This window comes from Gracilibacillus marinus (genome assembly GCF_042651725.1).
Taxonomy (GTDB): Bacteria; Bacillota; Bacilli; order Bacillales; family Amphibacillaceae; genus Gracilibacillus; species Gracilibacillus marinus.
In genome coordinates, this window is record NZ_JBHSDV010000002.1 from 377,575 (window position 1) to 390,733 (window position 13,159).

10 protein-coding genes and 1 pseudogene are annotated in these 13,159 nt (G+C 35.8%); 7 read left to right on the forward strand and 4 right to left on the reverse strand.

What is annotated here, in order from left to right; translation table 11 throughout:
- The first annotated feature begins 42 nt into the window (after window positions 1–42).
- From ACFOZ1_RS09645 to ACFOZ1_RS09665, 5 genes and pseudogenes are all read left to right on the forward strand, one after another.
- Window positions 43–1,979, forward strand: a pseudogene (locus tag ACFOZ1_RS09645) (fructose-specific PTS transporter subunit EIIC).
- Window positions 1,980–2,224: 245 nt separating this feature from the next.
- Entirely contained in the window at window positions 2,225–3,493 is a 1,269-nt protein-coding gene (locus ACFOZ1_RS09650) for an ammonium transporter (protein WP_390198814.1), read from the forward strand.
- Window positions 3,494–3,519: 26 nt separating this feature from the next.
- Window positions 3,520–4,482 (forward strand): DUF294 nucleotidyltransferase-like domain-containing protein, encoded by a 963-nt coding sequence (locus tag ACFOZ1_RS09655; RefSeq protein WP_390198816.1) that lies wholly within the window; start codon window positions 3,520–3,522, stop codon window positions 4,480–4,482.
- Complete coding sequence (locus tag ACFOZ1_RS09660) at window positions 4,473–5,213, forward strand: exonuclease domain-containing protein (protein WP_390198818.1); 741 nt, start codon at window positions 4,473–4,475, stop codon at window positions 5,211–5,213. The genes ACFOZ1_RS09655 and ACFOZ1_RS09660 overlap by 10 nt, the downstream gene beginning before the upstream one ends.
- A 12-nt stretch (window positions 5,214–5,225) precedes the next feature.
- Complete coding sequence (locus ACFOZ1_RS09665) at window positions 5,226–5,468, forward strand: MerR family transcriptional regulator (protein WP_390198819.1); 243 nt, start codon at window positions 5,226–5,228, stop codon at window positions 5,466–5,468.
- 47 nt (window positions 5,469–5,515) lie between these two features.
- Here ACFOZ1_RS09665 and ACFOZ1_RS09670 read toward each other — a convergent pair whose 3' ends face one another.
- The 4 genes from ACFOZ1_RS09670 to ACFOZ1_RS09685 form a co-directional block, all read right to left on the reverse strand.
- Window positions 5,516–6,298: a TIGR00266 family protein gene (locus ACFOZ1_RS09670; RefSeq protein ID WP_390198821.1), complete on the reverse strand. Its 783-nt coding sequence runs from the start codon at window positions 6,296–6,298 to the stop codon at window positions 5,516–5,518.
- Window positions 6,299–6,859: 561 nt separating this feature from the next.
- A complete protein-coding gene (locus tag ACFOZ1_RS09675; RefSeq protein WP_390198823.1) occupies window positions 6,860–7,636 on the reverse strand; it encodes a class I SAM-dependent methyltransferase in 777 nt (258 codons plus the stop codon).
- A gap of 196 nt (window positions 7,637–7,832) precedes the next feature.
- Window positions 7,833–9,074, reverse strand: coding sequence for a peptidase T (gene pepT, locus ACFOZ1_RS09680; protein WP_390198825.1), 1,242 nt, complete (start codon window positions 9,072–9,074; stop codon window positions 7,833–7,835).
- On the reverse strand, window positions 9,071–9,982 hold the full coding sequence (locus ACFOZ1_RS09685) for a MerR family transcriptional regulator (RefSeq protein ID WP_390198827.1): 912 nt from the start codon (window positions 9,980–9,982) through the stop codon (window positions 9,071–9,073). Before ACFOZ1_RS09685 ends, pepT begins: the two co-directional genes overlap by 4 nt.
- A 218-nt stretch (window positions 9,983–10,200) precedes the next feature.
- Here ACFOZ1_RS09685 and ACFOZ1_RS09690 point away from each other — a divergent pair, with 218 nt between their 5' ends.
- Both ACFOZ1_RS09690 and ACFOZ1_RS09695 read left to right on the forward strand, forming a co-directional pair.
- Complete coding sequence (locus ACFOZ1_RS09690) at window positions 10,201–11,715, forward strand: phytoene desaturase family protein (protein WP_390198829.1); 1,515 nt, start codon at window positions 10,201–10,203, stop codon at window positions 11,713–11,715.
- Window positions 11,705–13,156, forward strand: a complete 1,452-nt coding sequence (locus ACFOZ1_RS09695; protein WP_390198830.1) for a phytoene desaturase family protein — start codon at window positions 11,705–11,707, stop codon at window positions 13,154–13,156. The genes ACFOZ1_RS09690 and ACFOZ1_RS09695 overlap by 11 nt, the downstream gene beginning before the upstream one ends.
- The last annotated feature ends 3 nt before the right edge of the window (window positions 13,157–13,159 follow it).

The following is a 13,159-nucleotide window of genomic DNA, read 5'->3' on the forward strand; positions in this document are numbered from 1 at the left end:
TAAATAGTAAAAGCTATAATAAAAAGGAAGAGGTGAGTAAATATGAAATTATTAGCGATTACATCATGTCCAAATGGAATTGCGCATACGTATATGGCAGCTGAAAATATTGAAAAAGCAGCTGAAGAAATGAATGTAACAATGAAAGTGGAAACACAAGGTTCTATTGGCGCAGAAAACGAATTCACAAAAGCCGATATTGAACAAGCGGATGCGATTATTATTGCAGCAGATAAAGCGGTAGATAAAAGTCGTTTTGTTGGAAAAAAATAATTACTGCAGGTGTGCAAGAAGGAATTAGAAATCCAAAAGGGTTAATAGAAAAGGCAATGTCTAACGATGCTCCTGTATATAAAGGGGAAGGTAGTAACAAAGATAAGATGCCAACTTCATCAGAGTCTACGAAACAAAATCCAATATACAGACATTTGATGAATGGGGTTTCATTCATGATACCATTTATCGTTGTCGGTGGGTTACTTATCGCCATTGCATTAACAATTGGTGGCCAACCTACTGAGTCAGGGATCGTTATTCCAGAAGACTCATTCTGGAAAACAATTGAACAAATTGGTGCAGCAGCATTTAGCTTTATGGTACCTATTTTAGCAGGGTATATTGCATATAGTATTGCAGATCGACCAGGTTTAGCACCAGGTATGATTGGTGGTTTTATTGCAGCAAATGGTAGTTTTTATGGAAGTGAAGCAAGTGCAGGATTTTTAGGTGGGATTATTGCAGGTTTCTTAGCTGGGTATGTTGCGCTTTGGATTAAGCGAGTGAAAGTTCCAAAAATGATGCAACCAATCATGCCAATTATTATTATTCCTGTCCTGTCTTCTTTAATTGTTGGTATTTTATTTGTTTTAGTTATCGGTGCGCCAGTAGCACAAGTGTTTGAATCATTAACTGGTTGGTTAGCAGGAATGCAAGGAACAAGTTCCATTCTATTAGCATTAATACTAGGTGCAATGATTTCATTTGATATGGGTGGTCCGGTTAATAAGGTAGCATTTCTATTTGGTTCTGCCATGATTGGTGAAGGAAATTATGAAATAATGGGTCCAATTGCTGTTGCGATTGCAGTGCCACCAATTGGTCTTGGATTGGCTACATTGTTGTTCAAAAGTAAATTTGAGAAATCACAACGAGAAGCAGGTAAAGCCTCCATTACGATGGGATTCTTCGGTATTACAGAAGGTGCTATCCCGTTTGCAGCACAAGATCCATTACGTGTCATCCCAAGTATTATGGTAGGTTCCATGACAGGATCTGTTATTGCGATGTTAAGTAATGTTGGTGATCGAGTAGCACATGGTGGACCTATTGTTGGTATATTAGGTGCTGTGGATAATGTTCTTATGTTCTTTGTCGCTATTATTGTTGGTTCGATTGTAACGGCATTGATGATTAAATTACTTAAAAAAGATGAAGATACATCTATGATCAAAAACAAAAATAGTTCTAAAAGTGAAGAAAAAGTAGAAAAAGATCTACCGCAAGAAAATAAAGTAGAAGACATCCACAAATTAACGGATATTACTTCTATTGAGTTAATTGATACAAATTTAAAAGAGAAGACAAGAGATGCAGTTATTGATGAGATGATTGCAAAGCTTGCCAATTCGAATGCGTTATCGTCAACAGAAGAATTTAAACAAGCTATTCTTGAAAGAGAAAACCAAAGTTCAACAGGAATTGGGATGAATGTAGCGATCCCGCATGGTAAGTCGGATGCAGTTAAAGTACCTAGAGTTGTCTTTGGTGTACAAAAGGATGGAGTAGACTGGAATAGTGCGGATCAATCATTAGCAAAATTAATCTTTATGATTGCTGTTCCAAAGCATGCAGAAGGAGATGCACATTTAAAAATTCTGCAAATGCTATCAAGAAAACTAATGGATGACGATTTTAGAGAACAATTAATTCATGTAAAATCTAATGAAGAAGCATATCAATTATTAGACCAAATTAAATAAATACAATCAATGGAATTAGAGGCTGAACTTTATCTATATTTAGATAGTTTAGCCTCTTTTTTTGTATGGCACGCTTAACAATCTAGAGTTTAAGTAAGCACAATCCATCATGAAATATCGTATAAAAAACATCCATGTAAAAACCATGTTAGAAAACCTCACACAATAATAGCTGATATTTCCAATCATAAGTAAACTGTATTTAACAGTTAATGTTAATACTATTTACAAGGAGAGGAAAGCAAATGGAAATGGTACTTATGGATAATTTGTGGGTTATTATTGGAACATTTTTGGTTCTCTTGATGATTGGTGGCTTTATTTTACTTGAAGCAGGATCGACACGAATGAAAAACGCAGGACATATTGCTGGAAAGACCATCTTTACAATTGGAATTGGTTCTTTAGTATTTTGGGCTGTCGGATATGGTTTCATTTATGGAGAAGGAAATGCATTTATAGGATTATCTAATTTCTTTTATGGTGATGCTTCATTTAGTGAAGAAGGATTATCGCCTGCAGTAGACTTTATGTTCCAAATGATGTTTGCCTTAATTGCTTTAACGATTGCATTTGGTGGCTTTGCTGAACGAGCTAAACTATCTGCATATGTTGTTTTTGCAGTATTGTTCTCCGCATTTGTGTATCCAGTTGTTGCACACTGGATATGGGGTGGAGGATGGTTAGCAGATCATGGGAAGCAGGACTTCGCTGGTTCAACAGTTGTTCACTTAACTGGTGCGATGGCAGCACTTGCTGCAACGATTATCTTAAAACCAAGAATTGGGAAATACAACAAAGATGGTTCCTCCAATGAATTAGCAGGTCATAATCAAGTATATACAGCACTTGCGGTATTGTTATTATGGGTAGGTTGGTTTGGATTTAATGGTGCAAGTACGTTTGGTCTATCTGATGCGTTCTTTGGATATGTTATTTTAAACACACAATTAGCAGCAGCAGCGGGGGCTATTGCAGCAATGTTTCTCGTATGGGCATTGACAGGGAAAGCAGATGTACCTACAACGTTAAATGGTGCACTGGCAGGTTTAGTTGCAATTACAGCATCATGTGGATTTGTAGAACCGTGGGCAGCTGTATTAATTGGTGCAATCGGCGGACTTATTGTATATGGTAGTATGCGTTTCTTCGATAGAGCACGAATTGATGATCCGATTTTTGCATTATCTGTACACGGTACTGTAGGTGTATGGGGAACCATTTCTACAGGATTTTTTGCAACAGAAGCATTGTCAGTAGGAATGGATTGGGGCTTACCAGGTTTATTTTATAATGGTGGATTTGAACAGTTAGGTGTGCAAATTCTTGGAGTTGTAGCAAGTGGCGTCTATGCATTTATCGTATCTTTTATTATTCTAAAAGTGATGGATAAAGTAATGGGTGGTATCCGAGTTACAGAAGAAGAAGAAATTATTGGTTTGGATTTAAGTGAGCATGGTAGCTATGGGTATCCAGAAAATATTCCGCATCCAACAGAAAGAGAAGCGAAGTAACGACACAGAAGGAGCTGACTTCTGCTATGGATTATGAGGAATTGAGAGCTTTTAAAGAAATAGAGCAAAAGAAAATAATGACATATCAAGATTGGAATACTTTCCACAATCAATTGATGAGTAGAACAGTGAATATTGCTGTCGAGAAGTATCAAGAAGAGCAGGGGACACTCCCTGCCTCCTTCGCTTTTTTTGTCATGGGGAGTGCTGCGAGATGTGAACAATCTGTTATTACTGATCAAGATCATGGGATTATTTATGATGGAGAGGTAGAAAAGGAACCTTTCTTGCTATTAGGCAAAGAAATTGCTGTTGGATTAGAATATATAGGTTATCCAATGTGTGATGGTAAAGTAATGGCCTCAGAACCATTATGGACGAATTCGATAGATGGTTGGCATAGGCAAGTAAAGGAATGGCTAGAGGAGTCCAGTTGGGAATCGCTCCGTCACTTTTCTACATTTTTTGATTCTCGTGTATTAGTTGGAAACGCAGATTTTTTATCTCAAATAAAGCAGGTAGCATTTCTGTATTTAAAAAGAAATCCATCCACATATATGAGGTTAGTGGATAATGTAGGATTTATTAGAAAAAGTATTGGTATTTTTGGCCAACTATTGCCAGAAAGATCAGGTAGAAGAACTGGCTCGATTCATTTAAAAACAGCAGCGTTTTTTCCGTATGTGAATGCAATACGACTACTAGCTTTATTAAATAATTGTGATCAACATTCGACAACTTCACGTATAGCTGAACTAAAAGGCACGTATCCTTTTTTGGAAGAGTATGAAGAATTATTCAAACAGTTATTACAATTTCGTTTTAATCATACGAAAAATAATACAGACTATGATGATGTGCATTATCTATCTGTCCATACATTAACAAAAAGTGAAAAACAGGAGTTGAAAGAATATATGAAAAAAGGAGCACAATTGTTTGAAATAGTGAAAAAAGAAATCAAAAAAGAGTGTTCCATATGGGAATGAATCAAATGTTGCAACTATTAAAACAAATGGGTGGCAAACTTTATGGACAGAATCCGGGTGCACTTTCTAATTCATCAGATTTTAGTAAGGCAGCATATATACGGAATTTACAAAGAGAGTTAAAAAAGAAGGATGTTTTAAATATCCCATTGAAAGAATTACCGGTGATTGTATTTGATATGGAGACAACAGGTTTTTACCCATATAATGGAGATCGAATATTATCGATTGGTGCAGTGAAAATGATTGGAGCGGAGATTCAAAAAGAAGATTTATTTTATAGAACGGTAAAGTATGATGTGCCTTTAAGTCATGATATTATGGAATTGACAGGACTTACTTCATTCGAATTACAAAGAGCTGCTCCATTAGAAAGTGTATTGAGACATTTTTTTCAATTTGTCAAAAGTGATACATTAGTCGCACATCATTCCAGTCACGAAAAGCAATTTATGAAGCATGCTAGTTGGACAATTTTAAAAACGAATTTTCAACATCGTATTATTGATACGTCCTTTTTAACCAAAGTAATTGTTCCTGAAGTGAAATATGTAACATTAGACGATTGGTGTAGTTATTACAACATTGAAGTAAGTAAAAGACATCATGCATTATATGATGCACTAGCGACAGCAAGAATTTGGTCTATTTGTATACAAAGGGTAGAGCAAATGGGTTTTCGTAACTTAAAAGATGCGTATACACATATTGCAAGCTTACCATCTTCATAGGAAGGAGTAAGTATGTTGAAAAGCGATATACCAAATAATAAAGCTACATTCCCTATTAGTGTGGTGGAAGAACTCACACATCTGACTGGACGTCAAATCCGTTACTACGAGGAACAAGGTTTAATTTCCCCAACTAGAAATATGGGGAACAGAAGGTTATTTTCATTCAATGATATTGAAAGGTTAAAAGAAATTAAGGGGTTAATAGATCAAGGTATTAATATTGCGGGTGTGAAAGCAATGCTAAAAGAGTAACACCTATTTTGTTCAAGATGTATGAACAAAATAGGTGTTTTTTTATATTATTCATTAAACATATTAAACAATCCGCCTATACCGCCTTCTCCTTTGTTTCCGCCCTTCTCTGGTAAGGCTGCAAATACCTTACTTGCAAGACGGCTGAATGGTAATGATTGTACCCATACTGTTCCAGGACCTGTTAATGTTGCGAAGAATAGACCTTCTCCACCAAAAAGTGCTGTTTTCACACCACCGACAAACTCAATATTGTAATCAACAGAACCTGTCATTGCAACTAAACAACCAGTATCCACTATTAGTTTTTCGCCATGTTGTAATGTTCTAGAATGAATGGTTCCCCCTGCATGAACAAATGCTAAGCCATCTCCTTCTAATTTTTGCATAATAAAGCCTTCTCCTCCAAAGAAGCCAGTTCGAATTTTTCTTTGGAATTCTATACCAACAGAAACGCCTTTTGCAGCAGCTAAAAAAGCATCTTTTTGACAAATAATCTTTCCATTTAATTCACTTAAATCCATTGGCACGATTTTACCTGGATAAGGAGAGGCGAAGGATACATGCTTTTTACCAACACCTGTATTTGTGAATGTCGTCATAAATAAACTCTCACCAGTGATGACACGTTTTCCTGCGCCGATTAATTTTCCCATTAACCCACCTTGATTAGATGAGCCATCACCGAAAATAGTCTCCATCTTAATTTCTTGATCCATCATCATTAAACTACCTGCTTCAGCGATTACAGTTTCTTGTGGATCTAACTCTACCTCGACGAATTGCATATCATCTCCATACAACTTGAAATCAATCTCATGATTATTCACTTTGCCATCTCCTCTGAATTCGAATTTACTATGTATACGCACAGTTTTACGTTATGTTTCATTTAATTCAAAAAAATATTTGCAAATAAATAGCCAGATGAAGACATGATTTATTTGATTGTTCCACCTCCAATTTGTTAACGCAAATCTTGAGTATTTGCATACAATATAGAGAATAAAAAAGAATTTAAAAGAATTATATAAAATATATTTACAAATCAATAAAATATGATAGTATATAGATGAATTCATTAATAAATGAAGAAATTTAAACGGGAAAGGGGATAGTTGACTATGGTAACTTCTCTATACATGGTAACTTTAACTATTCTACTTACTTTTTTAGTTTTATCAGTGGTTGAAAAGATTTCTTCCAGACGTAAGAAGCTAAAAGTAAATATGAATTTAGACACAAACTCCCAAGTTCAACCAGCTATTGTGAAACATCAATAATTTAATCCGAACTAGTTCATTGTGTAAGTATTTAACTAGATAAGATAAAGCCTCCAGACTTCGTGTCATGGAGGCTTCTTTAATGAAAAATGTATATATTTAATTATTTTACTGTAATTCAATTGTTCCGAAATGAAAGGCAGAGGTTTTTCTTGTATGTTGGATAAAGCCTAACTGATGAAATCGCCTACTTTGCCAGTGGTCTTTTAAAATGACACGTTTTTTAGCAACGCGCTTTGCTTCCGTAATCACATTTTTGGATAATTCCGTATGAATGGCTTGTATTCTAATTGTATTAATCCCATGTGAAGTGGAGATAGCCTTATCAAACATCGGGTCGAAATAAACGACGTCAAACCCATTTGTCGGTGCGCTTTGTAAATACTCGTAATGATCGGCATAGTGTACATGGATTCGCTTCATCGCATCATCTATATCATTCCATCCACTAGTGAAATTTTTTAATCCATCTTCTGTAAGTATAGATAATGCACGGTCCCCCTCAACACCGACAACTGTGCCAGATGGGCCAACAACATAGCTTGCTACGATACTATCTGAAGCAAGTCCAAGTGTGCAATCTAGTACAGACATTCCCTTCTCTAATTGTGCAATTTCAATAAAAGGGTCCTGCTCACGATTCGCAATTCTTTTTGCACGAATCATAGATAAATTAGGGTGGAAGAATACTTTATCAGAACTCTTATATGGAGAAAAAAAGATTTTATCAGAACCTACAATAAGTAAATCATCCATCACTATGTTCTTTAATCCTTCGATAGAATGTCCTGTACGTTCAACATAGTCAAGTTGATGTGTTGAGGACAGTTGTTTTGCTTTCTGTACTAGCTTGTTCGTTACCCTACCTGCTGTCGTAATTTTCACTTATTTAGCCACCTACTTTTTTTGAGAATGTAAATTCAAATAAATGAACAAAAATAGAAACGTCTAGTTTTTGGACGTTGCCGATTTAGCTTGTTAAATTTGTCCGTAAGGCTTCATTTTATAATTTTCTGACTAAAAAAAGCCAACTCTAACACGATGAAAGAGTTGGGGCAATAACGCTTCTAGAAAGGTATTTTTATTTGTCTCCTTGTTTTCTTGCATTTAATTCAATAATCTTGGTTATGGTTTGTACAGCTTTTTCCATATGTTCTACGCACACATACTCATATTTTCCATGGAAGTTTTCTCCGCCCGTAAAGATATTCGGTGTAGGTAATCCCATAAAGGATAATTGAGATCCATCTGTACCTCCACGAATTGGTTTAATATCAGGTGTTATTCCAACTGCTTCCATGGCATCAGATGCAAGCTCGACAATATGTTTAACTGGATTGATTTTTTCTGCCATATTATAATATTGGTCTTTCATTTCTAAAATAATTTGTTTCTCACCATATTGTTGTTGCATTTTCGCCACAATCTGCTCCAAGTTTGCTTTCTTTTCTAGGAAAGCTTCCTTGTCGTGGTCTCGAATAATGTAGTATAGCTGGGCTGTTTCTACATCTCCATTTAATGATAAGAGGTGGTAAAACCCTTCATATCCCTCTGTCGCTTCAGGTGTAGCGTCTTTTGGTAGTGCATCATGTATGGCTATTGCAATCTTTAGTGCGTGGATCATTTTCCCTTTTGCAGTTCCAGGATGCACATTATTTCCTTTTACTGTGATCTTTGCAGCAGCTGCATTAAAGCTTTCGAATTGCAATTCTCCTAATGGTCCGCCATCAATGGTATAGGCGAAATCTGCTTGGAATCGTTCTACATCAAATAAATGAGGCCCTCTACCAATTTCTTCATCAGGAGTAAATGCCACTCTAATGTTCCCGTGTGGAATGTGCGGATTCTCGATAAGATAATGCATTGCAGTCATGATTTCTGCAACTCCTGCTTTATTATCTGCGCCAAGAAGTGTAGTGCCATCCGTTGTAATTAATGTCTTTCCAATATAATTAGATAATTCAGGGAACTCACTAGGAGATAGATGAATTTGTTTTGCTTCATTAAGTGTAATTGGTCCACCTTGATAATTTGTTACGATTTGCGGGTTGACGCCATCACCTGTGAAATCTGTTGCCGTATCTACATGCGCTAAAAACCCAATTGTCGGTACGTCTTCACTAATATTACTAGGTAATGTTGCCATCACGTATGCATGTTCATCTATTGTAACGTCTTCCATTCCTATCCTTTTTAATTCTTCAACTAACAAATTCGCTAAATCCCACTGTCCTTTCGTTGATGGACACTCATTAGAGGATTCATCTGATTGTGTATTGATTTTGGCATATCTTACGAGCCGCTCGATTAACTGTTGTTTCATGTAAATTCTCCTTTTATATCAGTAGAAAAAGATTTTGACTTCCACCATTCTTCCCATTCATTAAGTAAATTTGGAATAATATATTGTTGGAGCTCTGTAGGGAGTTTGACAGTGCCATTCCCACCTACAAGAATATCTGGTTTATTCACTGTTATTTGCTCTAGTTGTTGAATGAGATCAATGATATCTTCTGTATAATCATGCATCGTTGTTGACAAACACACAAGTGCAATGTTCTGTTGTTCTACAATTGCCTTCACATTAGCAAAAGGCGTATTCTCTCCGATAAAAATAACATCCATTCCTCTTCTTTTTAAAAATAGAGAAAAAAGGTAAAGCCCGATTACATGCAGTTCTTTAGGTGGGCAAAGAGCCAATGCTTTCGGGGCATCAGCTGTTGTGCGAATTTTAAATAAATAATGTTCTATCACTTGTTGTAAATAGTGACTAATATAATGTTCTTGGGCAACTTGTAATTCCTTTGTTTCCCATAACTCTCCTACTCTATAGAGGATTGGAATGAAGATATGATGAAATACGTCTTCATAGTCATACATCTTCATCATCTCATCAACCAATTTATCCGCGCTTTCTGTATGAAAGGATCGCAATGCTAGCAATAATTTAGTTTCGTAAGCATATGCGAGGTCCAAAGTTAGTGGTTGGATTGATGAAGTACGATTATTTTCTTTCTTTTCTTGTAATAATCGCATGGCTTCTTTTACCGTTATTTTCTTTGTTTCTCGTTCAGATATAACCCACAGTAAATCATCTACATTTTCTTGCGTATATAAACGCGTTCCACCATCAGTACGAGATGGTTTAACAACATCATATCTATTTTCCCACGCTCTTAATGTAATAGGAGATATACCAGTTAATTCAGCTACCTTTTTAATCCCATACATGGTGAAACTCCCTTCTAACAAGTAATATTAGCACAAAATTAGTATATTTTGCATGCCAACTTTCATTTTAAGCAGAAATCATTTTCCTATACATTCTTTATTCCTATTTCAAAAAGTTATACAAAAGTTATACAAATATCTATACAAAAGTTATACACTTAGTTTATAATAAGTGAAACACAATGTCACGAAATAATGAAGAGAGAGGAGTGGTATTGATGAAGAAAGTAATCGTAGTCGGTGCAGGACCAGGTGGACTAGCAGCAGCAATGCTATTAAGTGGAAATGGCTACAAAGTAGAAGTGTACGAAAAACAAAAGATAATAGGTGGTCGTACCTCTAGATTACAATTAGAAGAGTATGCATTTGATTTAGGCCCAACCTTTTTTATGATGCCACAAGTATTAGAAGAAATTTTTAGTAAAGTAAATCGTAAATTAGCTGATTATGTCGAATTAAAAGAAGTGAATCCGCTTTATACGTTGAAATTCGGTGACTTGAAGTTCGAGCCTAGCAAAGATTTTCATCAAACATACGAACAAATTAAAAGACACTTTCCTGGGGATGAAGCAGGTTACGAGAAATTTCTTCGTTTAGAAGGGGAGAAATTCGATCGTGTACTCGCATTACTTAAGCAACCATTTCATTCTATCGGTCATTTTTTTACAAAAGAAATGTGGCAAGCATTACCGAAATTACATGCACTAGATACGGTATATGGAAGACTTAGTAAATATTTCAATGATGAAAGACTGAAATGGGCATTTTCTTTTCAAGCGAAATATTTAGGCATGTCGCCTTGGGATTGTCCTGGTACGTTCACTATCCTTTCTTTATTAGAGCATCGGTATGGCTTGTATCATCCCATTGGTGGGGTAAATGCACTTTGTGACGCTATGGCTAAAGTAGTGGAAGAATACAATGGAACAATCCATCTGAATAAAGAAGTTAAACAAATAGTGACAGAGAATGGGAAGGCAAAAGGGATTAAATTACATGATGGGCAAATTATAAAAGCAGATGATGTGATTATTAATGCAGACTTCGGTTATGCTGTGACGAACTTATTGAAGGAATCGGATAGAAAAAAATATACAAACAATTATGTAGAGAAAAAGAAATTATCTTGTTCGACATTTATGGTATATGTCGGGATGAACAAACCTATCGCGTTACCGCATCATATGGTTTTATTTGCTGAAGATTATAAGAAGAATGTAGAAGAAATGACAGTACAACAAACATTATCTGAAGACCCATCGATGTATATTCACAATCCTAGTGTGCTTGATCCAACATTAGCAGGTAAGAATAAATCAGCTGTTTATCTATTAATGCCTGTACCGAATCTAGAAGCAGATATCGATTGGGATAAGGAGAAAAATAGATTAAAAGAATCGATGATAGATAGATTAGAGAAGGAAGTAGGAGAAGCAATTCGCCCATTCATTGAAGTGGAACATGTCATTACACCGAGAGATTGGCAAGATACTTACAATGTGTATAAAGGGGCAACATTTAACTTAGCACATAGCTTAGATCAAATGATGTATTTTCGTCCACATAATAAATTTGAAGATGTAGCAAATTGTTTTCTTGTAGGTGGAGGAACACATCCTGGTAGTGGATTACCGACAATATTCCAATCAGCCATTATAAGTACAGATCTATTAATGCAACAATATTCTAAAGAAAAAACGGTGTCTAAAGAGGTTGTAACCTATGAAAGTTAGTGTAGTTGGTGCGGGTATTGGTGGAATGATTACAGCATTATTGCTAGAGACAAACGGGCATGATGTGACTATTTATGAGAAGGAACAAAAACTCGGTGGAAGATTAACCTTTGAAACGAATGGAAAGTACAAAATCGATCAAGGACCGACGATTGTTTTATTACCAGATGTCTTACTATCTATCTTAGGAGATGCAGGTATTCCAAAGGAAAAATTACACCTTATACCATGCGACCCTTTATATGATATGTATTTTTATTCAGGTATCAAACTAACGAAATGGCGTGATATCGATAAGCAGGCAGAAGAAATAGAGAAGAATTTCCCTGGATATGGTGAACGATTTCTGCAATATACAGAAGATATGAAGCAAGTCTATACGTTTGGTTTTGATGCTTTCTTAAGTAAGTCTTTTCATAAATTAAAAGAGTTTCTATCCTATGAGAATATTCGATTTATTACAAAATCACGATCTTACCTTGATTTAGATAAGTATGTAAAGAAATATTTTGATCACACATTGCTTAAAGAGATGTATAGTTTGCAAAGTTTGTATATTGGAGGTTCTCCGTATAGTGTGCCTGCACTTTATGGATTAATCGGTTATGCGGAGCATGCATTTGGTATTTGGTACCTTAAAGGTGGATATGCATCATTAATAGACATCATCGAGGAAGTTTGTATAGATAGAGGGATTACCATCCACCAATCGACAAAAGTAACCAATATGCTTATTGAAAATAAACAAGTAGTTGGTGTGGAATTAGAAAATGGCGATCAAGTGAACTATGATGTGGTGATATTTAATGGGGAATATCCGTATTTGAATAAGATGCTCCCAAAATCGTCTAGAAAAAAAGAGAAGAAATACAAGCCGTCCTCAGGATGTCTCCTAGCATATGTAGGTGTAAAAAAAAGATTCTATCATACAACAACACATCAATTTTTTATGCCAGATGATTTTAGTAAACATATGGAAGATGTTTTTGTTAAGAAAAAACTCACCGAAAATCCGTCATGTTATGTTTTTAATCCAATTACGATTGATCACGAAGCAGCACCGGAGAACGAGAGTGTTCTTTACTTACTCATCCCAGTACCTGCAAACGATGATATCGCGTGGGATGAAGTGAAAGAACAGATAGTACTAAAACAATTAGAACGAATCGAGAAGCAAGCTTTCCCAGGATTAATGGATGCAATCGACTGGCTATCCATCCGTTCACCAAAAGATGCGAAAGAAAGTGGGTTATATGGTGGGGGGAGTTTTGGCATTGCACCACATTTATCTCAATCAGGCGGATTTAGACCACAACTAATCCATCCAAGTATCCAAGGTTTATATGCGGTTGGGGCATCTGTTCATCCGGGTGGCGGTATACCAATTGTCATGCAAGGAGCGAAATTACTAGCAGAATATATTAATCAAAAAGGGAGTTGATCA

Excerpts from the sequence above, each read along its gene's own strand:
- ACFOZ1_RS09650 (WP_390198814.1), top strand. The coding sequence starts at position 2,225 with ATGGAAATGGTACTTATGGATAATTTGTGGGTTATTATTGGAACATTT.
- ACFOZ1_RS09655 (WP_390198816.1), top strand. The coding sequence starts at position 3,520 with ATGGATTATGAGGAATTGAGAGCTTTTAAAGAAATAGAGCAAAAGAAA.
- ACFOZ1_RS09660 (WP_390198818.1), top strand. The coding sequence starts at position 4,473 with ATGGGAATGAATCAAATGTTGCAACTATTAAAACAAATGGGTGGCAAA.
- ACFOZ1_RS09665 (WP_390198819.1), top strand. The coding sequence starts at position 5,226 with ATGTTGAAAAGCGATATACCAAATAATAAAGCTACATTCCCTATTAGT.
- pepT (WP_390198825.1), bottom strand. The coding sequence starts at position 9,074 with ATGAAACAACAGTTAATCGAGCGGCTCGTAAGATATGCCAAAATCAAT.
- ACFOZ1_RS09685 (WP_390198827.1), bottom strand. The coding sequence starts at position 9,982 with ATGTATGGGATTAAAAAGGTAGCTGAATTAACTGGTATATCTCCTATT.
- ACFOZ1_RS09690 (WP_390198829.1), top strand. The coding sequence starts at position 10,201 with ATGAAGAAAGTAATCGTAGTCGGTGCAGGACCAGGTGGACTAGCAGCA.
- ACFOZ1_RS09695 (WP_390198830.1), top strand. The coding sequence starts at position 11,705 with ATGAAAGTTAGTGTAGTTGGTGCGGGTATTGGTGGAATGATTACAGCA.